Here is a 23,757-nt window from a genome sequence, read left to right on the forward strand (position 1 = left end):
CGCGGCGTGGTGACGCGGCGCGCGGCGATGGGGTTCGCCGCGGCGGGAATGGCCGTGGGGATGCTGCCGGGGGCGGCCCACGCGGCGGTGCGGCGCCGGGGTGACGGACAGCCGGCCGCCGCGGCACGCGTCCGGCTGCCGGGACCCACGGGCCCGCACGCGATCGGGACCGTGACCGCGCGGCTCGTCGACCGGTCGCGGCACGATCCCTGGGTGCCCTCGCGGCGTTACCGGGAGCTGATGATCAGCGTCTGGTACCCGGCCGTGCCCGGCGGCGGCCACCGGGCTCGGTACATGGCCCCGGGCGCCGCCGCCCGCTGGGACGCCACCGCGCCGCACGGCATCCCGCGGGGCGCGGTCGACTTCGCCGCGCTGGAGACGCACGCCGTGCGGGGAGCCCCCGCCGACCTCCGGGACGGCCCCCTGCCCGTGGTCGTGTACGCCGCGGGGGCGGGCGATCCGCGCACGTGGGGCACGGTGCTCGTCGAGGAGATGGCGAGCCGCGGCCATCTCGTGGTGACGGTCGACCACACCTATGAGAGCCCGGGGGTCGAGTTCCCCGACGGCACGGTCAGGGGGAACGAACCACTGCTCGCGGCGCTGGCCGAGGCCGCGAGGGACGGCACGGTGTCCGACCTGCTCAAGAAGACCCTCGACATCCGGGTCGCCGACTCCCGGTTCGTCCTCGACAGCCTCGGCTCGCTGCCGCACGGCCTGTCCCGGCTGGTGGATCAGCGGCGCGTGGGCATGCTCGGCCAGTCGGCGGGCGGGACGGCCGCCGCGCAGACGATGTACGAGGACCGCAGGGTGCGGGCGGGCGTCGACCTGGACGGCACCCTTGAGTACAACCCCGAGCCGAACGGCACGCGTCCGACGCCGGTCGCGCGGCACGGCCTCGACCGTCCGTTCCTCCTGATGGGCAGGGACGGCAGCGACCGGGGGACGGAGCCGTCCTGGCGGTCGTTCTGGTCCAGAAGCACCGGCTGGAAGCGGAACCTCACGTTGCGGGGCTCGCTGCACCAGACGTACACCGACCTGACCGCGCTGCTGCCGCAGGCCGGGGTGGACGGGGCGACGCTGGAGAAGCACATGGGCAGGGTCGACCCTGCGCGCGCGGTCGCGGCCCAGCGGGCCTACGTCGGCTCCTTCTTCGACCGCTGGCTGAAGGACACGGACGACGGCCTCCTGGACGCCCCGTCGGGCCGCTGGCCGGAAGTGGGGTTCGCGGGGTGACATCTCCGCCCGGCGGCTCCGGAGCGGTGCCGCTGTGCCACACTGCCGCGCATGCGGATACCCCGGCTTCCCCGACCCCTGCTGGCCGTACTGCTCACAGGGACGCTCGGCGTGGGTGCCGCCGGGTGCTCGCTGCCCGGGGGTGAGGGCGCGGACGACGGTACGGGTCTTGAGCGTGCGCTGGACGCGGTGCCGGCGTCGGCGGCCGACCGGGCCGTGACCTACCGGGACGTGCCGACGGTGCGGCGCCTCGTGGCCGAGGACCCCGCGCTCTACCGCTCCCTGGACGGCTTCGGCATCCTGGAGGTCGCCCAGAGCGGCTACACGGGCCGGGGCGTCGAGGCGGACTGGGGTTTCGACGAGAAGGACGTGACGGCGTCCGTGCAGGTGGGCGACAGCTCGCTGCTGACCGGGGACTTCGACACGGCCGCGATGGGGCGGGCACTGAAGAAGCAGGGCTACGCCGAGGCCGGTACGGAAGGCGGCACCCGCTACACCAAGCGCGGGGGAGACATCACGTACGAGGTCTCCGGCTCCCGCCGCGTCGCCAACCGCGCGCACGCCACGCTGAAGCTGTCGGAGCCCGACGACTCGCTGCGGGACGACGCGGCGTACGCGGCGGTGGCCGACTGCCTGGGCGATGTCTACGAGGCGACGTACTACGCCAGGCGGAAGGACGGAGACGCGGAGCTGTTCGCGATCGGCGGCCGCCCGCCGAAGAAGGGCCGCGCGCCCTCGGAGAAGCTCTGCGTACGGGCGGCCTCGCCCGAGGCGGCGGACGCGATCGTCCGGCAGCTGCGGCCGAAGACGAGGCAGGGCGAGCGCTACGCGTCGTCCGAGGTCCGGGTGACCGAGGACAACATGGTCACGATGGCCTGGCGCAACCGCCCGAAGTCGGGCCTGCGCCCGGGGGACAACGACAAAACGGGCGAGCTGCCGAACCTCCTGACCTGGGGCTGACGCCAGACTGACCCCGAACCGCCTTAGGCCGCTGCCCCCGGGTCGGCCCCAGGTCGGCCCGGGCCGGCCCCAGGCGGCTAGAACAGGCTCAGCAGGGCCTCGGCCGCGTCCATCGGCTCGGTCTCGCCGTCCGGCAGGGCCAGTTCGAACCAGACCGTCTTGCCGCGCGGCGTCCGCCGCGAGCCCCAGGCCGCGCTGAGCAGGCCCACCAGCTGGAGTCCGCGCCCGCCCTCGTCCGTGTCGCGGGCCCTGCGGCGGCGCGGCTGGACGAAGCCGCCGTCCCACACCTCGCAGACCAGGGTGCGGTCGAGGAGGAGGCGGAGCCGGATCTCGCCCTCGCCGTAGCGCAGGGCGTTGGTGACGAGTTCGCTGACGAGGAGTTCCGCCGTGTCGCAGAGCTGTTCGAGGTCCCAGGCCCGCAGCTGGTCGCAGGCGAGCTCGCGCGCGCGGCCGACCGACTTGGGGTCGCGCGGCAGCGTCCAGTCGCCGACGTGGTCGGCGGGCAGGCCCTGGACGCGCGCCATCAGGAGCGCGATGTCGTCCTCGCCGTGGTGGGTGTCGAGGGTGTTCAGGATGTGGTCGCAGACGTCCTCAAGGGCGGGCGGGGCGTCGCCGAGGGAGCGCACGAGGGCGTTGAGGCCCTCGTCGAGGGGGTGGTCGCGGGACTCGACGAGACCGTCGGTGTAGAGGGCGAGCAGCGCGCCCTCGGGGAGTTCCACCTCGACGTCCTCGAAGGGTTCGCCGCCGACGCCGAGCGGCATGCCCGGGGGCACGTCGAGCATGAGCGCGTGCTGGCCGGGCTCCCCCGGTTCGCCGGGTTCGACGAGGACCGGCGGCAGGTGCCCGGCGTTGGCGAAGGTGCAGCGCCGGGTGACGGCGTCGTAGACGGCGTAGACGCAGGTGGCGAGGTAGACCTCGCCGAGGTCCGCGTCCGCGCCCTTGCGTGCCGAGCGGGTGGACCGCTGGGGCCCGGCGGGGCTGCCGAGGCCGCGGGCGATCTCGTCCAGGGCCGAGAGGACCTCGGCGGGCTCGGTGTCCAGGAGCGCGAGGGTCCGCACGGCGGTGCGCAGCTCTCCCATGGCGACGGCGGCCCGCAGGCCGCGCCCCATGACGTCGCCGATGACGAGGGCGGTGCGGTGGCCCGGCAGCTCGATGACGTCGAACCAGTCGCCGCCGACCTCGGTCGCGGCGTTGCCCGGCAGGTAGCGGCAGGCGATGTCGAGGCCCGCCGCCTCGGGGTCGCCGGGCGGCAGCAGGGAGCGCTGGAGGATCAGGGCGCGCTCGTGCTCGCGGCGGTAGAGGCGGGCGTTGTCGATGCAGACGGCGGCGCGGGCGGCCAGTTCGACGGCGAGCGCGCGGTCGCGGTCGCCAAAGGGCTCGCTGCCCTTCGTACGGGAGAACTGGGCGAGGCCGACCACGGTGTCGTGGGCGACCATCGGCACGGCGAGCGTCGACTGGATGAGCCCGCCGGTGAGGCGGCTCGCCGAGTGGTCGTCATCGGCGGTGACGAGCCGGGGGCGGGCCGCGCGCAGCGCGTCGGCGCAGGGCGAGGTGAAGGCGAAGCGGTGCACGACGCCGACGTCGAGGGGCTCGGTGCCGTCGGGGAACGGGGCGTCGGCGACGGCGCTCGCGAACGCCACGCGGCGCAGCTCCGCGCTGCCGTCGACGAGGCCCGGCGGTGCCTCGTCGCCGTCGAGCAACCCTTGGTACAGGTCGACGGAGGCGAGGTCGCAGAAGCCGGGCACCGTGACGTCGAGCAGTTCCCGCGCGGTGGTCTCCAGGTCGAGGGAGTTGCCGATGCGGGCGCCCGCCTCGTTCAGGAGGGCGAGGTTGCGGCGGGCGTGGGCGGCCTCGCGGGCGGCGGCCTGGCGCAGGGTGACGTCGGTGCCGAGGCCCGCAACGCCGACGGGGCGGCCGGAGCCGCTGTGCACGCGGTAGAGGTTGATCGACCAGTGCCTGCGGTCGTTGCCGCGGGGCGCGGGGCCGACGATCTGCATGTCCGTGACGGATTCGCCGGTCTTGAGGACCCGCTTCAGGGCGGCGGCCATGCGGTCGGCCTCGTGGCGCGGCAGGTAGTCGTGGACGGTGCGTCCGCGGTGGTCCTCGGTGCTGCCGCCGAAGACGTCGGCGAAGCGGCGGTTGGCCCGCTGCACCCGCAGATCGGTGCCGAACAGGAGGAAGCCGAAGGGAGATTGGCCGAAAATGGCCTGCGAGGCGGCGAGGTCCGTCTCGATCTGCCGGAGCGCCCTGACGTCGACGACGACGCAGACCGCGGCCTTCTCGCCGCTCTCCGTCTCGGTGGGCATGACGTAGACCTCGGCGATGCCCTCAAGGCCCGCTCCGCCGGGGCGCCGCTCGTCGGGCATGCGGAAGGGGACGACGCCCGTCCACTCCCGGCCGTCGAGGATCTCCGCCATCTTGCGGTGGCCGTTCGCGCGCAGCTCGGGCGCCACGAACGCCTCGATGGGGTCCTTGCCGACGGCATCCCGCGCGGCCACGCCGAACAGCCGCTCGGCGCGCCCGCTCCACTGGTCGACGAGTCCGTCGGGGCCGATCGAGAACGAGGCGACCTTGATGTAGTCGTAGATGGAGCCGGGCGGGCTGCTCTGCCAGGTCTCGTCCACCGGCGCGTCGGCGGCCCCGTCGCCCGCGGCTGCCACGGGCGGTCGGCCGGCCGTCGTATCGCCCGACGATCCCTCGGCCCTCGCGTCGCCCGACGGCCCATCGGGCTCCGTCGCCTTCGCTGGTATCTCGCTCACGCGAACCGTCCCCTCCAGCTCACCGCGTCCGGCACCGGTCACCGCATACGGCTGTCCGCAGTATCCAGCACTACGGCACGGCCCCACACGGCGTTCACGATCACAGCACGGACTCGACGCTTTTTGGCCCGTGCCGCTCTTGTGCCCGACGCCCGTCGCACACTGCCAGTCTTCTAACCCGGCAGGGCCAGCTCGAACCACACCGTCTTTCCCGCCCTGCCCGTCCGGCCCGGCCGCGTCCCCCAGCTCTGTGCCGCGCGGGCCACGAGCTGGAGGCCCCGCCCGTCCTCGTCCTCGGGCGCGGCGGTGCGCGCGAGGGGCGGGTCGGGGAGCGGGTCGGACACCTCCACGAGCAGGGTGCCCATGGGGCCCGCGGGGCGTACGAGGCGCACGCCGATCGGGCCCGACGCGTGGCACAGGGCGTTGGTCACCAGCTCGCTGACGAGCAGTACGGTGATGTCGCCGAGGGGCGTGAGGTTCCAGTCGCCGAGCTGTTCGCGGACGACGGCGCGGGCCGTGCGGACCGCGCCGGGGTCCGCGGGGAAGTCCCACTCGGCGCAGTCGCCTTTGGTGTCGATCACGCCGATCACTTCCCGACCAGAAGCAGGACCTGTCCGTTTCTTGGAGTCACAAGGCCCATACCCGCATAACGTGACGATTTACCACAAATGGGGCACTTGGGGGTATGGGTGGTCCGCCTACGCGTGGTCCCGCATGGCCCGCAGCGCCTTCACCGCGGGGACGTCCGCCGCCAGCCAGTCCACCGACCAGACCTCGTCAGGGGTGAGCCAGCGCAGCGCGTCGTGGTCCTGGAGGGGCTCCGGCCGGCCGGAGACGAGACGGGCCGTCCACACCCGCAGGACGTACCCCTTGGCGAGCGGCCACTCCCCCGGCACCCGCTCCACCGCCGCCGCCTCGATGCCCAGCTCCTCGCGGAGCTCGCGCACGAGCGCCTCCTCGCAGCCCTCGCCGGGCTCCACCTTGCCGCCGGGCAGCTCCCAGCCGCCCGCGAGCTCCGGGGGCGCACTGCGCCGCGCGGCGAGCAGGCGTCCGCCGTCGTCGTACAGGGCGGCGCCCACCACGATGCGTTCGTTCATGCGCGGGAGCTTAGATGCCACCGCCCGGACGCCGCTCCGGGCCGGCCGGTGCCGGCGGGCGTCGACGGGTGCCGACGGGCCCGTCTAGTGCCCGCTGCCGTTCGCGCTGAGCTTCTCGATCCAGTAGAGCTGCTGGTGGCCGCGCTCGTCGAGGGTGTCCGCGATCTTCTGGGCCTCGGCCTTCGTCGCGAACATGCCCACGCGATAGCGGTTGCCGTTGTCGTCCTGCCGAATCACGAGCCAGGGCAGCAGAACCGTGCCGTCGTTCATCGCGCCCCTCCGCTCGGCGCCTCCGGCGCGCGGAGCGCCTCGATCTCTAAGGAAACCGCAGTCCGCATATGCCCGAGCCTACGCCCGACCTTTACTCAGCGGATACGGAATTGCACGAGGAGATACGCGGAGGGTGCGCAATCGGCCATGAGCCGGGCGATGCCGGGCGGGCGCCGGCCGCGGCAGTCTTCTTGCAGGGGGCCGGGCTACTTCACCGGCAGGTGGTACGCCACGCGGTACCGGTCGGCGGGGATCACGACGTCCGCCGTCTCGACCGGGCGGCCCGAGGCGTAGTACGTCCGCTGGACGACGACCACCACGTGGCCGGGGACGCCGCCGAGCGCCGTCAGCTCCTCGGCGAGGCCGGGGCGGGCGCCGACCTCCTCCGTGACGTTGTCCACGACGACGTCGATGGCCGCCATGCGCTCGACGACCCCGCAGCCGCCGAGGGGGCCCTCCTCGGGGAGCATCACCGGGGTGCGGCCCGTGACGGCCAGGGGCTCCCAGGAGGTGGAGAGCATCATGGCCTCGCCCGCGTCCCGGTAGACGTACTTCGTGCACATCACGCGCTCGCCCGCCGTGATGCCGAGCCGCTCCGCGACGGCCGCGCCCGCCTCCACCTGCTCGCTGCGGGACTCCCAGGTGCCGCGCGCGCCGTCGGCGGCCTGCTCCTGGCGGAAGGGGGTCGATCCGCCGCCCGCCGCGCGGTAGCCGGTGCGGACGATCTTGCGGGGGACGGGGCGCTCCCTGACATACGTCCCCGAGCCCGAGCGGCCCTCGACCAGGCCCTCGGCCATCAGGACCTTGCGCGCCTCCAGGGCGACGGTGTCCGAGACCCCGTACTCCTCGCGAATCCGGGCCTGCGACGGGAGCCGGGTGTGCGGCGGCAGCGAACCGTCGACGATCTTCTTGCGGAGATCACCCGCGACGCGCAGATACGCCGGCTGCTCACCGAAAGTCACTGGCCACTCCCATCAGGTTGACAGACAGCTACAGCCTGGCAACCGAGGGTTGTGAACTGCAACCCAAGGCCAAGGAATCACTCGAAGTGATGATTTCTGGCCCGGCGGGCGTTTACGCAGGCCCGTTACCCGGATATGGGGCACGACACGACTCGTCCTCGCGGCGGGCCCGGTCAGGGAACCGGGAGCCGTACCGCGAGGACGAGGGTGAGGTCACCGACGAGGTGGGATCACGGGGGACCGATCAGCCGTCCGCCGTCAGAACTGCAGGCCCCAGGAGTCGATCTTCCCGGTGTCCTGTGCCGCGTTGTCGCTGACCCGCAGCGTCCACGTGCCGTCGGCCGTCTCCGACGAGGCGTTCACGGTGTACGTGGTGTTGATGTTGTCGGCACTGCCGCCGGTCCCGTAGGCCTTGAGGGTGTAGGCGGTGCCGTCGGGGGCGATCAACTGGACGCGGAGGTCGCCGATGTAGGTGTGCTGGATGGTCACCGGCACGCTCAGCGCGGCGGGCGCGTTGCCCCCGACGCCGGTCACGGCCACCGGGGAGTCGGCCGTGGCGTTGTCCTGGATCGCGTAGTCGGTGTCGTTGGTGAACTTCTTGCCCGGCGGGTTCGTGGTGCCGCCCGTCACGTTCAGGAGGCGGTTGGGCGAGCCCGTGCCCGGGTTGGTGACGACGCCCGGCGACGACGCGTCGACCAGGGCCGCGGATACCTGTGCCGGGGTCGACGACGGGTTGGCGCCCAGGTAGATCGCCGCCGCGCCCGCGACGTGCGGGGACGCCATCGACGTACCGGAGATGGTGTTGGTCGCCGAGTCGCTGGAGTTCCACGTGGAGGTGATCGAGGAACCCGGGGCGAAGATGTCGAGGACGCTGCCGTAGTTGGAGTAGCTGGCCCGCGCGTCGGTGCTGGTCGTGGCGCCGACGGTGATGGCCTCCGCCACGCGGGCGGGGGACTTCGTCGACGCGTTGGTCGACTCGTTGCCCGCCGCGACGGCGTAGGTGATGCCGGCGGCTATGGAGTTGCGCACGGCGGTGTCCAGGGCGGCGTCGGCGCCGCCGCCGAGCGACATGTTGGCGACGGCGGGCTTGACCGCGTTCTTGGTCACCCAGTCGATGCCCGCGACGACCTGCGCGGTGGTGCCCGAGCCCTGGTTGTTCAGGACGCGGACGCCGACGATCTTCGCCTTCTTGGCGACGCCGTGCAGGGTTCCGGCGACGGTGCCCGCGACATGGGTGCCGTGGCCGTGGCCGTCCTGCGCGGTGTTGTCGTTGTCGATGGCGTCGTAGCCGTAGGAGGCGCGTCCGCCGAAGTCGCTGTGGCTGATGCGGACACCGGTGTCGATGACGTACGCCGTGACGCCCTCGCCCGCGGAGTCGGGGTAGGTGTACTTCTGGTCGAGCGGCAGCGTCTTCTGGTCGATGCGGTCGAGGCCCCAGGACGGCGGGTTGTTCTGGGTCGCCGTGGCCTTGAACGTCCGGTTCTGGACGACCGCGTCGACCGCCGGGTCCGCGGCGAACTTCTTCGCCTCGGCCTCGCTGAGCTCCACGGCGTAACCGTTGAGGGCCTTGTCGTAGGTCCGCTCGATCTTGGCGCCGTACTCCTTGGCGAGGGCCTTGCCCTCGGCGGAGCGGGCCTTGGGGGCGTTCTTGTCGAGGCTCACGATGTAGCTGTTCTTGATCACGCCGGGGGTTCCGGCGTTCTCGATCACGCCTTCCGCCCGGTCCGGCCCGGCGTTCGCCGGGACGGCGGAGACGACGCCGAGGGCGAGGGCCGCGACCGCTGTCGCGCTGATCCCTGCCAGTCTTCGGCGGGAGGGACGCATCACTGCCATCTGAGGGGTCCTCCTCAATAGATGGTGCGTTGGTGGGGGATGCGGTGCCTGTGGTGCCCACACAGCGGGGAGCCGGGTGTCGATCATGACCATGTCAAGGACACATGCCTCTGCCGAGGGCATGCCCCTGCCGTGGGTTCTCCCGACTCCACCGGGACGAAAGATTGGCCGATCCATAGGAATCCCACAAGACATGTGACCGGACGTAACACACCCGCCACGCACTCTTCATGCCTCACCGGCACCAGCCGCCCCAGGCACCCCACGGCCGCCCTCCCGCTCCGCCGGCGGACGCCGCACTAGCCTGCGCGCATGACTGCGACGACCGCCCTGCCCGACGCCTTCTGCCCCGCCGACGGGACCCGTGTCCCCGGGGGCACGCTCGCCTGGTCCTGCCCGGTCTGCCGGGGCCCCCTCGACCTCGACTTCTCCCCCACGCCCGCGCGCCTGGCCTCGCTCACGGGGCGCGTCAACTCGCTGTGGCGGTACGCCGAGTGCCTTCCCCTGTCCGCGCCCGCGATCTCCCTCGGCGAGGGGCGCACGCCCCTCGTGGAGCTGGCGGGTCCGGTCTCGGCCAAGCTGGACTTCCTGATGCCCACGCTCTCCTTCAAGGACCGGGGAGCGGTCATGCTCACCGCTCTCGCCCAGCGGCTCGGCCCCGAACGGGTCATCGCCGACAGCAGCGGCAACGCGGGCACGTCGGTCGCCGCGTACAGCGCGCGGGCCGGGCTCCCCTGCACGGTGTACGTGCCCGCGGGCACCTCGCCGAAGAAGCTGGAGCAGATCGGCGGGCACGGGGCGCGGCTCGAAATCGTCGGAGGCGGGCGGGAGTCGGCGGCGCGGGCCGCCCGTGCCGCCGCCGACGAACCCGGCACGTTCTACGCCTCCCACGTGCACAACCCCTACTTCCTCCAGGGCACCAAGACCTACGTCCACGAGCTGTGGGAGGACCTGGGCGGGCGCCTGCCCGACGTCCTCGTCGTGCCCGTCGGCAACGGCACGCTGCTGCTCGGCGCCGCGCTCGCCGTGCGCGAGCTGTACGCGGCCGGGCTGATCGCGAAGGCGCCCGCGCTGTACGCGGTGCAGTCCGCGGCGGTCGCGCCGCTCGCCGAGGCCTGGCGGGCCGGCGCCGACGACCTGGTCGGCGAGACCCCGGCGGCCGACACCCTGGCGGAGGGCATCGCCATCCCCCGGCCGCCCCGCGCGCGGCAGATCCTGCGGGCCGTGCGCGCGTCCGGTGGCGCCTTCCTCACCGTGACGGAGGAGCAGATCGCGGCGGCCCAGCTCGACCTGGCGGCGCGGGGGCTCTACGTCGAGTCGACCGGCGTGGCCTGCTGGGCCGCCGTGCGGGACGGGGCGCTCGGTGAGCGGACGGCGGTGGTGCCGCTGTGCGGCGCGGGGGCGAAGACGGGGCTCGCGCACGCCTCCGGCGGCTGACGGCGAACGCGGGCGTCGCCGGCCACCGGGCGGATTCACGCCGTCCCGGCCCCCTCCCGCAGCACGCTCAGCAGGCGCCGCCCGGCGGCGGCCGCGTCGTGGACGGTCACGGCCGGGGTGCGGCGGAAGCCGCCGGCCCGCAGGGCCAGGGCCTCCGCCGTGGCGCGGGCGCCGACGGCGCGGGCGTCGTACGCCTCCGGGTCGGCCAGGAAGGCCAGGGCCGCGGCGGCAAGGACGCCGGGGACGCGCTTGTGCCGCGACGGCATGCCGGAGAGCAGGTGCTCGGCCTCGACCGTCCCCGCGTACTCCGGTTCCGCGTCGGGCCGTGGCCGGGGGCAGAGCAGCTCGGGCAGGCTCCGGCCGCCGAACTGGTCGTACCCGCCGTCCACGAGGGCGCGCGCCACCTCGGCGAGGTCGGCACGCCCGGCGGTACCGGCCGCCGGGCCCGAATCCGCGCCCACCCGTGACAGCACGGCCGCGCAGACGCCGAGCCGGACGCCGGCCGGCGGATGCGCCCCCGGCGCGGCGGCGGTCGCGTCCTCGGGGGTCAGCGTGGTGAGCACCTCCGCGAGCACCGCCGGGTAGGCCGCCCCGCACACCAGCGTCGCGCACACGTCGGCGAAGACCTCGCCCGCCCAGCCGTGCCACCGCGGCAGCTCCCCCGCGGGCAGGGCGGCGGACGCGAGGCGGTGACCGATCGCCGGGGTCAGGGCGAAGTCGTCCTCGATGTGGTGGCCCGCCTCGTGGGCGACGGTCAGCAGGGCGGGCAGGTGCGAGCCGTAGTACCAGGGCAGGTCGATCACCGGGAACGGCAGGCTGCGGGCCAGCTCGACCCCCTCGCGGGTGTGGACGCCGCCCCGCGGCAGCAGGTCGCGGTACTGGTCGCCGCGCCGGTGGGCCCGCGGCCCCGCGGCCCTGCCGAACGAGACGAGCGGCGGCTCCTTGGACGGAGTGCCGGCCACGCCGAGCGCGGCGGTCAGCGGGGCCTCGTAGCAGGACCAGGCCAGTTCGTCGGCGGTGGCGAGGACGTCGCGGTACTCCGGCATCCTGCGCAGCGTGAACTTCGAGCGGAAGTAGTCCCAGACGTGGTGCAGGTCCAGGACCAGGACCGGAAGCCCCGCCCGCTCGCCCGCGTCGAGCCGGGCGCGCGCCTCCGCCAGGCCCCCGGTGAGCATCGCCTCCACCGCGGCGAGCTGGCTGCGGTGCTTCTCCAACTCGGGCGGGTCGCCGCGGGTGGCGAGCACACGCCAGTCGGCCAGTTCCGAGCGCAGCCCGTCCAGGAGGCGCCCGAGCACGGCCTCCTGGCGGCGCGCGGTCACGTCTCCCCGATCGGGCGCTGGAGAAGCGAGGACCCGGCCGCGTACAGGGCCGTCGCGCGGCGGGCGTCGTCGTCGTCCTCGAAGGCGACGCCGCGTTCCGCCGCGCCCCTGGTGGCCGTGGCGCGCAGCTTCCGCACGGCGTACGCGACCGGGGCCTGGTCCGAGAGCGACTGGTAGAAGCCGATGACGTGTTCGAGGCCGCCCTCGGGGAACAGGCCGGTGCACACCACCGCCGGGCAGTCGCCGAGCCGGAACAGATGGGCCGCGAAGAGGTTGCGCAGCGTCAGCTGGACGTGGATGTCCACCTCCGAGCCGGGGCACGGCGGATCGAGCACGATCAGCGGCCTGCGGCCCGGTTCGAACCCGGCGAGCCAGCGCGAGAGCTGCGCCGGGAACAGGTCGGAGCCGCGGGCCTTGCTCGCGAGCCGCCGCGCGTGCCCGGCGGGCGAGAGCTCCAGGTAGGGCATGCCGTCGCGCTGGCGCAGGGGCGCGGCCACGTGCAGGATGTCGACCTCCTCCGGGGGCGACGCGAGGCGCTTGGCCAGGTCCGTCTCGGGCTCCACCACCAGGAGTCTGACGGGGAAGCGGCCGAGCAGGGGCCTGCGGCCCCGCAGCCAGTACGACAGGGGCACCGAGCCCTCGTCCTGCTTCGCGCTGAGCACCAGGACCCTGCGGGTCCCCGGCAGGCTGGGGGCGAGACGCTGGAGCTCCCACCGCGTCCCGTCCTCCACGAGCGGCCACTCGGCGGTGAGCGCGCCGGGCTGGAGCCTGTCCAGCGCCGCGCGGGTCTCCGGGCCCACGAGTCCGTCGACGTCGAGGTCGATGCCGTAGCGCCGCTTGAGGGCCAGCTGGAGCCAGCACACGTCCACGCGGCGGGCCGCGGTGGGCAGCGTGCGGTAGAGCACCGGCTGCGCGCGCTCGTCCGTGTCGTCGACGGCCGCCTGGAGGGTCATCTCCCAGGGCAGGGCGTGGGCGACGGGGTCCTCCGACTCCAGGCGGATGAACCGGGGCCGGCGGGGTGCGGCTCTGCTCAGCGCGATGCGGTGCTGCCACATGTCGTCGTGCCACAGGGCCAGCTTGGCCGGGTGGGGCGACGCCTGGTCGTCCACCGGGTCGATGTCGGGCCTGGCCCGCAGCGTGAGGCTCCGCTCACCGGGCCGGTCGTGGAACAGCCGCAGGTCGCCGGGCGGGACGTCCGCGTCGAGGAGGACGGGCCGCCGCATGTCCTCAAGGAGTTCGCGCACCCGGTCGCCCACGCCCGGCACCCGCACCCGCCGCGCGCAGTCCGTGAGCCGTACGGGGACGCTGCGCGCGCCGCCCTCGCAGTGCTCGACGAGTTCCATGGCCCGCCAGAGCGCCGACTCGGCCGCCCTGCGGTCGGGGTCGATGCCTGCGCGCAGCACCAGGGCGGCGAGCGCGAGCGGACCGTGGGGGACGCGCGGCGTGCCGCTCGGCACCGGGGGCGGCTGCTCCCACGGCACCGAGTCGAGGAGCCGCAGGGCCAGGTCCGGCTGGTTCAGCCGTGCGGCGACCCGTGCGCACCGCCAGGTCACGAGCCGTCCCGCGTCGCGGCGTTCGACGAGGGTGTCGACCGTGCGGCCGAGGAGCGTCGGGTCGGCCTCGCCGCGCACCTGGGCGACGAGGAGGCCGGCCAGGGCGTCGTCGGGGTCGCCGCGGCGGGTCTCCATCTCGTAGAAGGGGCTCAGCAGGGGCCAGGGCACCTTGCCCTTCAGGGCGGGGTTGTCGACCAGGTCGCGGAGGGTGGCGAGCCTGGCCTGGGCGGGCCGCACCTCCTTCAGGGCCGTGGCGAGGCGCTTCAGGGGTATCTCGGCGGAGCGTCCCGCGGGGAGCGTCGCGACGCTGCACAGCGCGTGCAGCGGGCGGACCAGGGCGGGCAGCGCCTCGTAGGGCAGCGGCACGGTGCCGGCCGTGGTGGCGCGCCCCGAGCGCTCGGCCCACTCCAGGGCGAGGAGCATCAGGCGCAGGGCGAACTCCGGGTCCTGCCCCGGTGCCTCCTTGGGTTCGAGGAGGGGGTGGGCGGCGGTGAGGTCCATGCTGTCGCGGAGCAGGAAGCGCGCGTAGAGGTAGTGGCACTCGGGTTCGCCCGCGAGGTAGCCGAGTTCGGACCAGAGCCCGGTGGCGCTGGTGAAGCAGTCGTCGGCGCCCGCGAGCTCCTGCAGCTCGCCGAGGGCGACCCCGCGGAGCTGGGCGTTCTGGGCGAGCTGCCGGTAGCGCTCGGCGTCGTGGACCTGCTCGGCCGCGGCGTCGGCCCGCCGGATCGCCGCGAACGCGGACTCCTCGCTGCCGAGCAGGAGGTGCGCCTTGGCCTGGAGCCTGGCCTTGTCGGCGCGCTCGACGGGCGTGTGGACGGGCACCGTGTCGAGCACGGTGAGGGCGGCCAGGGGCCTGCGGCAGCGCAGCATGAGGCCGGCCTGCTGGGCGACGGCGCGGAACTGGGGCACGTCGGCCGCGGCCCGCAGCCGCGCGCTCTGCGCGTGCAGTTCGATGGCCCGTCCGACGTCGCCCATGAGGCGGCGCTGCGCGGCCTCGGCGGACGCGGCGTTGGCGGCGATCTCCTTGCGGCCCGTGGTGCTCGCGAAGTTGAGCACGTGGTGGTAGGCGGTGGCGGCGTCCGGGGAGTTGAGCAGGCGCAGTGAGGCGGCGCGGACGCTGAGCGCCCAGAGCCGTTCGAGGTCGGGGACGCCGACGCGGTACAGCACCGTCCTGTCGATCAGCCGCACCGCCTCGTCGGGGTTGCCGCGCAGCCCGAGGAGCGTGGCCCGCACGACGTCCTCCCGTATGGAGTGGCGGCGGTCGGGGCCCGCGCCGCCCCGCTGGTGGAGGGCGTCGGCCGCGGCGAGGTGCAGTTCGACCTCGGACCACATGTGGTCGTGCACGTGGGACGGGGTGCCGTCGGCCATGGCGTCCCGGAACTTGGCGTAGGCGATGTTCAGGTGCGCCTCGGCCATCAGCGGGAACGTGATGAGGGGGCCGTGGCTGCCCTGGCGGGGCACGCCCCTGTCCACGTACTCGTCGCCGAGGAGCTCTTCGGCGAGTTCCCGCAGGCGGTCGGTCTCGCCGTTCGCCCAGGCGCGTTCCATCGCCTCGTGCCATGCCTCGGGCGCCGCCGGGTCCCGCATCTGGAAGCGGTGGTAGAGGGCTTCGCGCACGTACCGGGACCAGTTGGCGGGGTCCTCGCGCGCCCGGCGGCGGAAGCGCTCGGCGAAGTCCTCGTGGAGCCGGGTGAAGACGGGCTTGTCGGAGATGAGGTCGCGCATGGGGCCGAGGACCATGCCGTGGAAGACCAGCGACTCCTCGTCCTCGGCGACCTCGCTGACCCACGAGGAGCCCTTGGCGTAGTCGAGGACCTTCTGCCAGGCCTCGTCGAGGCGCGCCTTGTCCAGGGGCTGGGCGACGAGGGGGAACACGTCGTCGCCGTCGTCGCCGTGCAGGTGGTGGGCGTCGGTGAGCGGGTCGTCCTCCGCCGTCTGGGCGAGCATCCGCTCGCGCAGGTGGGGCTGGAGGATGTCGTGCAGGTGCTCGCGGCGCAGCCGGCGCGGGATGACGCCGTACCGCAGGAGCCAGCGGACGAGGGGGTCCTCGATGCGGCGGATGACGCGGTTGACGAGGTAGCGGATGAGCGGGCCGCGCAGGCTGTCCATCTCCGCGGCGGTGGCCTCGGGGTTCTGGTCGATGTCGTCGGCGAAGAGCGCCAGGTGGAAGGGCATGCCCTCGCTGCGGCGGACGATGACGCTGCGCAGGTCCTCGTCGCCGATGCCGCGGATGCGGTGCAGGTAGCGGTCGGCCTCGTCGGCGGTGAAGCCGGGCACCCGCACGTCCTCGTACGCGCCGAGCGTGGCGAGTGCCTGCTGGTGGCGGACGTTCAGGTCGGGGCGCCCGGAGAGGATCAGGCGGATCGCCGGGCAGGCGGACACGGTCTCGCCGAGGAGGCGCAGCAGGCTGTCCGTGCGCGAGGCGCTGCGCAGGACGACCTCCTCCAGGGTGTCGACGACGATGAGCACGGGGCGTCCGGTGCCGAGGCTCTTGTTGAAGCGGCTGGTGAAGGCGGCGACCACCTCGCGCTCGATGCGCCGCTCGTCCTGGGTGCGGATGCCGCGGGCGGCCTCGACGGCGGAGCGCGAGGTGGGGCGGCGCAGCAGGGAGCGGTACGCGGCGTACTCGTCGAGGCCCGCGAACACCCGCGACGGCAGGCGCTGTTCGAGCTGTTCGGCGATTTCGAGGAGCAGCAGCCAGGGCCAGCGGGCGGCGTTGAGCGGGTCGACGACGTCGAAGTCGACGCGGGCGCAGTTGATGTCGTGCTCCGGGGTGACCGCCTTGCGGGACACCAGCCAGCGGAGCTGCATGGTCTTTCCCGAGCCGCCGGTGCCGTACATCTGCCAGACGCGGGGCCCCTCGCCGGAGAGGAGCCGCTGGGCGCGGTCCCACAGGCCGTCGGGTTCCAGGAACTGGGCCGAGCGCGCGTAGTCGGCGGTCCAGTAGGTGCGGGCCCGCAGGTATCCGGAGCGGTCTTCGGCCAGTTTGAGGAGGGCGCGCTTGGCGACGGCGGCGCGGTCGGGGTCGGCGAGGGCGTCGGTGAGGTCCTGGCAGCGGGTGAAGTCCCGCCGGGCGTCGCTGGCGTGGAACAGGTCGTCGAAGAGTTCGGCGGTCGCTTCGGGGTCGGCGAGCATCAGGTGCCGCAGCCGCTCGGCGGGTTCGCCGCGGGCGTGCCAGTGCTCGCTCAGCCGGTGTTCGAGGCGGGCGAGGACCTCGGGGATCTCGGTGCTGCCGCCGTCGCCGAGCCAGGAGAGGAAGTAGGAGGGGCGGAACGCGTCGGGGACCCGGCAGAGCGCGCGGCCCGCGATCCGCTCCACCGCCCCGCCTTCGAGGAGGGCGGCGAGGTTCGGCGGGTCCTGTCCGGCGAACTCCTTCAGGACCGTGTCGTACGTGGTGGCGTCGAAGAACCGCGCGACGGCCGCGGCCTTCAGCGCGTCCGTCCAGTCGTCGGGCAGCAGGGCCCGGCGGATGTCGTCCAGGCCCTCGCCCCTGCCGAGCCGCTCGGCGAGTTCGGCGAAGGGCGCCTCGTCGAAGGGGGCCTTCCCACGGGCTCCGTCCCGTGCCTCGTGGTCCGACATCAGCCGGCCTCCCTCATGCCCGCCATGCTGAGGAGTACGTCCAGCATCTGCTGGTACACGGTGACGGGCACGGCCTGGTGGCCGCCCTGGAAGGCACGGGCGTAGGAGTCGAGGACCTGCTCGAACATCTCGAACTTCCACCGCTCCGGCACGGTGCTGCTGTGCACCTTGCGCTCCCAGAACTCCCTGGCGAGCCGCTTGTAGTCGTACAGCTGGAAGTCGGTGAGGACCACGGGTTCGCCCGGCATGACCTCCTGGAGGTGGCGGAATCCCGGCCAGCTCTGCGGTGCCACGGCCAGCAGGCGCAGCGGGAACTCGTCGCGCGTCTCCTGCACCGGGGTCAGGAGGTGGGGCAGCAGCGCGGTCCTGAAGTCGGACTCGATGGTCTTGTCGACGTTGTCGATCGCGAGCAGGTGGGGGCGCCTGCGTGCCTGGATGCGGGCCCGCAGCGTGCTCAGGAAGGCCTGGAAGATCTCCTGCTTGCGGGTCTCCGCGTGGCGGTCGACGTCGACGAGGAACGGGCCGCCGTCGTCGGTGTCGGACGTGGGCAGCCGCTGCGCCCAGATCTCGCCGCCCACCCGGCCGCGGTTGACCACCCGATTGAACATGGCGAACTCCTGCGGCGGCATGGGGTCGGGCTGCCGCCGGTCCGTGCAGGCGTCCCGCAGGGCCCGCAGCACGGCGAGCCAGTCGAGGGTCACCGGGGCGTTGCCCCTGCCCTCGTACTCGGAGAGGTTGGCGTACGTGACGTCGTCGCCGCGGAGCATGCAGGTGAGCAGGCACCATTTGGCCAGCCACGTCTTGCCCGTCGCGCGCTGCGCGGAGGTGATGGCGAGCAGCTGCTCGGGCCTGCCCGTCTCGCGCTGGTCCCACCAGCCGGTCCTGCGCTCCTTGGCGCGGCCGAGGAACATCGCGAGGTCGCCGAAGAGCCCGCTGCCGTTCAGCCGGGTCAGCTCGGGTTCCGCGTGCCCGAAGTCCATCCGGATGACCTCGGTCGGGTCGCTCATGCCGCACTGGAGCACGGGCAGCGCCCAGGCGGGGCCGTCGGGCTCCCTCATCTGGAGGCGCTGGCGGACCTTGGTGAGGGCGGCGTCGATCGACCTGGCCCGCGCCAGGTCCTCGTAGAGCACGTGGGAGAACTCGGCCGCCGCGGGCGATGCGATGTCGGCCTGCATGGCGACCACCGCGGCGGAGCGCCGTTCCAGGCAGACCTCGATCAGGCCCGCGAACCGGGCGGCGGGCGCGTGGGCCTGCCGGCAGGCGTTGAGCACGACGAGCCGCGGGGTCCACCGGTCGTAGAGGTGGTGCATCTCGTCGGGGCCGAGCGTCCACGCCGGTGTCGGCGGCTTCTCCTGCCCTTCGCCGGTGGCGCCCCCCGGCTGCCGGGCGTTGAAGTGCAGGCCGCCCGGGTCGCCGGCCACGGCACGCATGCCGTGCCCGATGAAGTGCAGGACGTGCGGGCGTACGAGGGCCAGCTCGGCGGCGAGTTCGGTCAGGCTCGGCCCGTCGAGGACCTCGGTGTGGACACGGCCGGGCAGGCAGGTGAGGGCCGCGCCGATCTTGGCGAGTTCCTGGTCGGCGAGGAGGTCGGGGTCGCGCGGGTTGCACACCACGATCAGGGTGCGCAGGGGGCCCATGCGGTCGCCCTCCTCGGTCTTCCCCGGCGATCCGGCGTGCCGCCCCCGGCGCAGCAGCACCCGGCTGTTCAGCCACAGGGGCCGCTGCCTGTCCCGCATCAGCTCCCAGGGGAGCACCGCGAGTTCCGTGGAGTCGATGTCGATCCTGACCCGCAGCGGGCAGTTCTCGTCCGCCGCGTCCTGGAGTTCCTGCCAGAGGCCCGGGGGCGCGCCGCCCAGCAGCCCTTCGAACAGGCGCAGTCCGATGTCGAGCCGGGTCTGGCGGGAGGCGTCCGACTCCAGTGCCCCCATGAACGCCTCGCCCTTGAGTCCGCTGCGGTCGTGCATGATCTCGACCAGTTCGTCGCCGAGCAGCCACTCGATCTCGCCGGTGTCCCTGTGCAGCCGCACGTAGTTCTTGTGGATGCTGAGAACGATGTCACTCATGGTTCCCCCGATGCTTCACACCCTGCTGTACCGCCTAGGGCCGCTCGTCCGGGCCCACCCGCTCCACCACCGACCAGGTCTCGTCCCCGGCCTCGTCGAGGAGTACGGGCGGCACGGGGCCCGTGGCGAGGCCACGGCCCGGCTGCGGTGTGCCGTACTCCTCCGTGACCCGGCGCAGCCAGGTCCTGCGGATGCGCACGCCCCGGTAGCAGGGCGTGACGTCCTTCCCCGTCCAGTTCAGGCCGACCCTGCTGGACGCGCCGAAGGTGACGCCCGCCGCGAGGTCGGCCAGTTGCAGCGGTCCGGGTCCCGCGGAGCCCTGGACGCGCAGTTCCGCGGTGGCTCCCGCCTCTTCGGCGGTCAGTACGGTGCCCGAGCGCGCGCTGATCACGTCGGTCACGGTGAACAGGTCCGCGTCCCATGTGCCGAGCCAGAAGCGCCGCACCAGTTCCCGCGCGAGCCCGGACACGTCGTCCAGGCCCTCCTGTTCGAGGCCGGTGTAGACGACCAGGGCGCTCCGTCCGGCGTGGAACTCGACGCGGGCGCCCGCCTCCGCGGCCGGCACCGACGTGAACCCCTGGGCCGCCGCCCCCGCCGCCTTGAACCGGACGGCGACGGTGCCCGCCGCGTCGTACGCGAGGTCGGCGTGGGCGCCGGCGGGGCCCGGCTCGGCCTTGATGCCGCGGTCGGCCAGGGTTCCCGCGCTGACCGAGCCGTCGTCGTGCAGCGCCCGCACGTCCGTGACGCGGACCCGCTGGGTCAGCGGCCAGGTGAGCCACCAGCCGCCGTACACATCGCCCATCGCCTTGCGATAAGCCCCGTACGCACCCTTGGCCATGGCCGCTCCCCCCTGAGAACGCGGCTGCTTCTCGGAGATTAGCAGCGGGTCAGGCCCCCGCACCCCGGAAGTGGGACGGTCTTGCGCAAGACACCGGAATATGCTGTCGGGAGGTGTTCAGACCCGGGCCCCGCCCCCGACGAGGACCGCGTGCCCCACCTCGGCGAGCATGGGCAGGTCGGAGGCGTCGTCCCCGTAGCCGTAGCAGTCGGCGGGGTCGATGTGGGCGTACCGCGCGAGGAGTTCGCGGACCAGGCGGCGCTTCTCCTCGCCGATGACCGGGGCGCCGATGAGCGCGCCGGTGTAGACCCGGCCGCACCGTTCGGGGCGCGCGCACAGCACGTGTTCGGCGCCGACCGCGTCGGCGATGGGCTGGAGCAGCGGGCGGAACGATCCGGAGACCAGGGCGATGCTCGCCCCCGCTGCCCGGTGGCCGCGCAGTTCGGCGGCGACCTCGCGGACGTAGAAGCCCTCGGCGGCGCTGCGTTCGGTGAACCAGCGGCGGGCCCACTCCTCGACCGCCGCCACCGGTTCGCCGCGCCAGGCGCGGTAGTACTCCCGGTTGGCGTCGGCGCGCGGCAGGCCCGCGGCCGTCCTCGCCATCAGGTCGTCGCGGACGCGGGCCGCCCTGCGGGCCCCTTCGGCGCCGTAGCGGCCCGCGCTGTAGAAGTCGAGGAAGTCGAGCAGGCTCTTGCGGGTGATCAGGGTTTCGTCGACGTCGGTGAAGACCAGACGGGCGCGCTCAGACCTCGGCACGGGTTGCCTCCAGGGCCAGTTCCCGCTCGACGGCGGGCTGTTCGGACAGTTCGGAGAAGACGGTCTTGGCGTAGTCGGCGGCTGCCTGCTCCCTGCGGAGCATCCGGTGGCCCGCGATGGTCCGCACGTCGCGGCGGCAGCGCTCGACCGCGGCGGGGATCTCGTGGGCCGGTCCGCCGGAGGTGCGGTGCAGCCGCTCGACCGCGCGGGCGAGCAGGCCGACGGCCGAGGCCGCGATGCGCCGGTTGCGTGCGACGTCGTGCCCCGTCCAGGCGGCGGCGTCGGCGCGCTGCGCGGCGTCGCGGAGCAGGAGTTGGGCGGCCTCGATCTCGTCGGACGACAGGGCGAGGGCCCGGTGCAGCCGCAGCACGCCCGCGTCGGGCAGGTCGAGGGCGTGGCGTGCGGCCCACTGGGACCAGGCGTCGAGCGCGTGGCGTGCGGCGCCGAGCGCCGGGGCGCAGAAGAGGAGGCCGCCGCCGAGCTGGGCGGGCACGGTGTGGCACCTGGCCCGTCCGGGGCCCGGGGTGCCCTCGGTGAGGTCGGAGAGGAGGAAGGAGCGGTGGCGCGGCACGGGGACGGAGTCGACGACGACGGTGTGGCTTCCGGTGCCGCGCATTCCGTCGGCGTCCCAGGTGTCGAGGACCGTGGCCCGGCCGCGGGGCACGGCGAACACCCGGCAGCGCGGCCCGTGTTCGGTGGGTTCGGTGGAGGTGAGGAGGAGCCAGTCGGCGAAGGCGACCCCGCTGGCGTACGGCCAGGCCCCGCTGAGCAGCCAGCCGTCGCGGGTGGGCGTGGCCTCGCCGGAGGCGCCCATGACGGCGGTGATGAGGGTGTCGGGCGAGGCCGCCCAGAGGTCGCGTTGTCCATCGGGCGGCAGATACGCGGCGAATCTGCCGTGCGCGGCCCAGAGGGCACCGCACCAGGCGGCCGACGCGCAGCCCGCGCCGACCGTGGCCGCCGCGTCGAGGAGCGCGCCGAAGGTGCCCTCGGTGCCGCCCCAGGCGCGGGGCACGAAGTGGCGGGCGAATCCGGCGCGGGCGAGTGACGCGGCCGTCTCGTCGTCCAGGCGCCTGGACCGCTCGGCCGCGCCGGCGTGGACGGCGGCCGAGCGGGCCGCGCTCGCGACCGCCGCGGGCGCCAGGGGGCCCGTTCCCGTGGACCGCCGGTGCTCCGTCGTCGAACTCTGTGACTGAATCATCTGTGGCATACACCCCTTCGGACGATTAGAATTCGTTCTTGAACGTATCTTTATTGCCGTCGGTCCCTCACCCAGAGATCCGCGTACAGCTCGCCCTCGATCCCCGCCAGTGAAGGAGGTGTGCACCTTGCCGAAGCAAGCACGGGCCTTGCGCACGTACGACGCCGTCCTGGACGCCGCCGCCCACGAGTTCGCGCGCTATGGGTACGCGAACACCAATCTGCAGAAGATCGCCGACCAGATCGGCCTGACGAAGGGCGCCCTCTACGGCCACTTCTCCAACAAGGAGGAGCTGGCCGCCGTCCTGTCCGTCCATCTCAGAGACGCGGTCGCACCACCCCTGACCGCGGCGAACATCCCTGCCGACCCCGCGCTCGGCCGGCTGCGGAGTCTCATGCTGACCCTGGGAGAGCTGTTCCAGGGCGACGTACGGGCCCGTGCCGCGCTCAGACTGACGCTGGAGACCGCTCAGGCCTCGGGGGGCACGGCGGCGCTACTGGACGAGACGCACTCGGTGGTGCTGCGTCTGGTGGGCGAGGTGCAGCAGGAAGGGCACTGGGAGGCCGCCGCCTCCGCCAAGGCCGTGGCCGACCTGCTGGTCGCCGCCTTCTTCGGAGTGTTCTGGATGGGCTCCGACCAGCAGCGGCCGGAGTCGGGCGGCCGGGTCGCCGCCATGTGGAACGTCCTGGACCACGCCCTACGGAGCAAGACCTGACATCGAGGCCGGCTCGGAGAGGCCGGCGTGGCCCTCGGCCGGCCCGTCCGGGCCGACGCGCCCCCAGGCCATGTCGGTCCGTGCGAGCAGGGTGTCGCCCTGGAGGGCCGCGACGCGCATGCGGAACGGCTCCGCCGCGGTGGCCCCCGGCACGCTCCGCTCCACGACCAGCCGGATCGGGGCGTTCAGCTCGGCGAAGGCCGCGCACTCCACCTGGACGCCGACCAGCGCGTACGCCTGGTCACCCAGCGGCTCGTCCACCCGCTCGTGGACGCAGAGGTGGCCGAGCTGCCGGAAGCCCTCCATGAGGACCATGAGCGGCACGTGGTCGGTGGGGTGGTCGAACAGCACCGCGTGGTCGCGGTCGAGGCGCAACTGCCAGTCACCGTCCGGCCAGCAGCGCTCAAGCACGCAGTCCTTCCACCGCAGCCGGCCGACCCGGCGCGGCGGCACGAGGGGCGCCGGGGCCAGTTCCCCCACGAGGGGGGCCGGCGGGGTGTCGCCGCCCCAGGCCATCCGCCGCAGCAGTCCGTACCTGCGGTCGTCCATCACGTAGACGCCGATCGACCCGGTGCCGCAGAGCCGCCCGTCCACCAGGAGCCGGACGTCGAGCCTGGCCCCCCTCGGGCGCCCCTCCTCCCAGGTCCACTCCGCGTCGAGGATCACGGGGACGGGTGTGCCGTCGACCCGCAGCGCGGCCGGGTCGGTGATGTCGAAGGACAGGTCCCGGCCGACGAACCGGGTGCCGAGCGGCACGTCGCAGTACTCGTGGCCGATGTAGAGCAGGGCTTGGCGGATGGTCTCCGCGAACAGCATCGGATCGCTGAGGCGCTGCGCGTCCGGGTGGTAGAGCGCGTGGTCGCGCGGCCACTGGGCCGCGACGGAGAAACGGCTGTCGCTCACACGACAGCCGTCGGTGACGAACACCTCCGCGATCGAGCTGCGGTGCACCAACGCGCGGGCCACCGGCCTGAGGAACGTGAGGCCAGGTGCCGGAAGAGCCATTGATGCGGCATCCGGGTTTCTGGAAGGATCGATGAGCACGACCGACTTCTGAGACAACGCTTCCCCCAAATCAGGACGAACTCTTGCCGGAGAACAGACGTGTGAAGCCTTGCTGCGCGGGAATTAATATACCTGCGAGAAGGTATATTTCAAGAGCCGAAGCCACATGCCGTCACCTTC

17 protein-coding genes are annotated in these 23,757 nt (G+C 73.5%); 4 read left to right on the forward strand and 13 right to left on the reverse strand.

Features of this window, described 5'->3' with window-relative positions:
* The first annotated feature begins 6 nt into the window (after positions 1 to 6).
* Together AB0I16_RS27725 and AB0I16_RS27730 are read left to right on the forward strand one after the other, a co-directional pair.
* Positions 7 to 1,233, forward strand: coding sequence for a hypothetical protein (locus AB0I16_RS27725; protein WP_363252328.1), 1,227 nt, complete (start codon positions 7 to 9; stop codon positions 1,231 to 1,233).
* 51 nt (positions 1,234 to 1,284) lie between these two features.
* Positions 1,285 to 2,193 carry a hypothetical protein gene (locus AB0I16_RS27730; protein ID WP_363252329.1) on the forward strand — a complete coding sequence of 303 codons (909 nt, stop codon included), beginning with the start codon at positions 1,285 to 1,287 and terminating at the stop codon, positions 2,191 to 2,193.
* Between the two features lie 77 nt (positions 2,194 to 2,270).
* Here the strand turns inward: AB0I16_RS27730 and AB0I16_RS27735 are convergent, their stop codons facing one another.
* The 6 genes from AB0I16_RS27735 to AB0I16_RS27760 all read right to left on the reverse strand — a co-directional run bounded on the left by AB0I16_RS27735 (position 2,271) and on the right by AB0I16_RS27760 (position 9,114).
* Positions 2,271 to 4,952, reverse strand: a complete 2,682-nt coding sequence (locus AB0I16_RS27735; RefSeq protein WP_363252330.1) for a SpoIIE family protein phosphatase — start codon at positions 4,950 to 4,952, stop codon at positions 2,271 to 2,273.
* A 173-nt stretch (positions 4,953 to 5,125) separates the two neighbouring features.
* Entirely contained in the window at positions 5,126 to 5,542 is a 417-nt protein-coding gene (locus AB0I16_RS27740; RefSeq protein ID WP_363252331.1) for an ATP-binding protein, read from the reverse strand.
* Positions 5,543 to 5,650: 108 nt separating this feature from the next.
* Positions 5,651 to 6,049, reverse strand: a complete 399-nt coding sequence (locus AB0I16_RS27745) for a (deoxy)nucleoside triphosphate pyrophosphohydrolase (RefSeq protein ID WP_363252332.1) — start codon at positions 6,047 to 6,049, stop codon at positions 5,651 to 5,653.
* Between the two features lie 84 nt (positions 6,050 to 6,133).
* Positions 6,134 to 6,319, reverse strand: a complete 186-nt coding sequence (locus tag AB0I16_RS27750) for an SPOR domain-containing protein (protein WP_363252333.1) — start codon at positions 6,317 to 6,319, stop codon at positions 6,134 to 6,136.
* A 206-nt stretch (positions 6,320 to 6,525) separates the two neighbouring features.
* Positions 6,526 to 7,281, reverse strand: a complete 756-nt coding sequence (locus tag AB0I16_RS27755; RefSeq protein ID WP_363252334.1) for a GntR family transcriptional regulator — start codon at positions 7,279 to 7,281, stop codon at positions 6,526 to 6,528.
* Positions 7,282 to 7,539: 258 nt separating this feature from the next.
* Positions 7,540 to 9,114, reverse strand: coding sequence for a S8 family peptidase (locus AB0I16_RS27760; protein WP_363252335.1), 1,575 nt, complete (start codon positions 9,112 to 9,114; stop codon positions 7,540 to 7,542).
* Between the two features lie 312 nt (positions 9,115 to 9,426).
* Between AB0I16_RS27760 and AB0I16_RS27765 the strand changes: the two genes are divergently transcribed.
* Entirely contained in the window at positions 9,427 to 10,551 is a 1,125-nt protein-coding gene (locus AB0I16_RS27765; RefSeq protein ID WP_363252336.1) for a threonine synthase, read from the forward strand.
* Positions 10,552 to 10,586: 35 nt separating this feature from the next.
* On the opposite strand, the gene AB0I16_RS27770 is transcribed toward AB0I16_RS27765, so the two are convergent.
* From AB0I16_RS27770 to AB0I16_RS27795, 6 genes are all read right to left on the reverse strand, one after another.
* Positions 10,587 to 11,870: a hypothetical protein gene (locus tag AB0I16_RS27770; RefSeq protein ID WP_363252337.1), complete on the reverse strand. Its 1,284-nt coding sequence runs from the start codon at positions 11,868 to 11,870 to the stop codon at positions 10,587 to 10,589.
* Positions 11,867 to 17,002 (reverse strand): hypothetical protein, encoded by a 5,136-nt coding sequence (locus AB0I16_RS27775; protein ID WP_363252338.1) that lies wholly within the window; start codon positions 17,000 to 17,002, stop codon positions 11,867 to 11,869. Before AB0I16_RS27775 ends, AB0I16_RS27770 begins: the two co-directional genes overlap by 4 nt.
* Complete coding sequence (locus AB0I16_RS27780; RefSeq protein WP_363252339.1) at positions 17,002 to 19,065, reverse strand: CHAT domain-containing protein; 2,064 nt, start codon at positions 19,063 to 19,065, stop codon at positions 17,002 to 17,004. The genes AB0I16_RS27775 and AB0I16_RS27780 overlap by 1 nt, the downstream gene beginning before the upstream one ends.
* 34 nt (positions 19,066 to 19,099) lie before the next feature.
* Positions 19,100 to 19,903: a hypothetical protein gene (locus AB0I16_RS27785; RefSeq protein WP_363252340.1), complete on the reverse strand. Its 804-nt coding sequence runs from the start codon at positions 19,901 to 19,903 to the stop codon at positions 19,100 to 19,102.
* Positions 19,904 to 20,020: 117 nt separating this feature from the next.
* Positions 20,021 to 20,659 (reverse strand): HAD-IB family hydrolase, encoded by a 639-nt coding sequence (locus tag AB0I16_RS27790; RefSeq protein WP_363252341.1) that lies wholly within the window; start codon positions 20,657 to 20,659, stop codon positions 20,021 to 20,023.
* Positions 20,646 to 21,857 (reverse strand): oxidoreductase, encoded by a 1,212-nt coding sequence (locus AB0I16_RS27795; RefSeq protein WP_363252342.1) that lies wholly within the window; start codon positions 21,855 to 21,857, stop codon positions 20,646 to 20,648. The genes AB0I16_RS27790 and AB0I16_RS27795 overlap by 14 nt, the downstream gene beginning before the upstream one ends.
* A 127-nt stretch (positions 21,858 to 21,984) precedes the next feature.
* Between AB0I16_RS27795 and AB0I16_RS27800 the strand changes: the two genes are divergently transcribed.
* Complete coding sequence (locus tag AB0I16_RS27800) at positions 21,985 to 22,572, forward strand: TetR/AcrR family transcriptional regulator (RefSeq protein WP_363252343.1); 588 nt, start codon at positions 21,985 to 21,987, stop codon at positions 22,570 to 22,572.
* On the opposite strand, the gene AB0I16_RS27805 is transcribed toward AB0I16_RS27800, so the two are convergent.
* Positions 22,555 to 23,577, reverse strand: coding sequence for a ScbA/BarX family gamma-butyrolactone biosynthesis protein (locus AB0I16_RS27805; protein ID WP_363252344.1), 1,023 nt, complete (start codon positions 23,575 to 23,577; stop codon positions 22,555 to 22,557). The two genes, AB0I16_RS27800 and AB0I16_RS27805, sit on opposite strands and share 18 nt — an antisense overlap.
* Between the last annotated feature and the right edge of the window lie 180 nt (positions 23,578 to 23,757).

The organism is Streptomyces sp. NPDC050703 (assembly GCF_040654435.1).
GTDB lineage: Bacteria > Actinomycetota > Actinomycetes > Streptomycetales > Streptomycetaceae > Streptomyces.

Excerpts from the sequence above, each read along its gene's own strand:
- AB0I16_RS27730 (WP_363252329.1), top strand. The coding sequence starts at position 1,285 with ATGCGGATACCCCGGCTTCCCCGACCCCTGCTGGCCGTACTGCTCACA.
- AB0I16_RS27745 (WP_363252332.1), bottom strand. The coding sequence starts at position 6,049 with ATGAACGAACGCATCGTGGTGGGCGCCGCCCTGTACGACGACGGCGGA.
- AB0I16_RS27750 (WP_363252333.1), bottom strand. The coding sequence starts at position 6,319 with ATGAACGACGGCACGGTTCTGCTGCCCTGGCTCGTGATTCGGCAGGAC.
- AB0I16_RS27760 (WP_363252335.1), bottom strand. The coding sequence starts at position 9,114 with ATGGCAGTGATGCGTCCCTCCCGCCGAAGACTGGCAGGGATCAGCGCG.
- AB0I16_RS27765 (WP_363252336.1), top strand. The coding sequence starts at position 9,427 with ATGACTGCGACGACCGCCCTGCCCGACGCCTTCTGCCCCGCCGACGGG.
- AB0I16_RS27775 (WP_363252338.1), bottom strand. The coding sequence starts at position 17,002 with ATGTCGGACCACGAGGCACGGGACGGAGCCCGTGGGAAGGCCCCCTTC.
- AB0I16_RS27780 (WP_363252339.1), bottom strand. The coding sequence starts at position 19,065 with ATGAGTGACATCGTTCTCAGCATCCACAAGAACTACGTGCGGCTGCAC.
- AB0I16_RS27785 (WP_363252340.1), bottom strand. The coding sequence starts at position 19,903 with ATGGCCAAGGGTGCGTACGGGGCTTATCGCAAGGCGATGGGCGATGTG.
- AB0I16_RS27795 (WP_363252342.1), bottom strand. The coding sequence starts at position 21,857 with ATGATTCAGTCACAGAGTTCGACGACGGAGCACCGGCGGTCCACGGGA.
- AB0I16_RS27805 (WP_363252344.1), bottom strand. The coding sequence starts at position 23,577 with ATGGCTCTTCCGGCACCTGGCCTCACGTTCCTCAGGCCGGTGGCCCGC.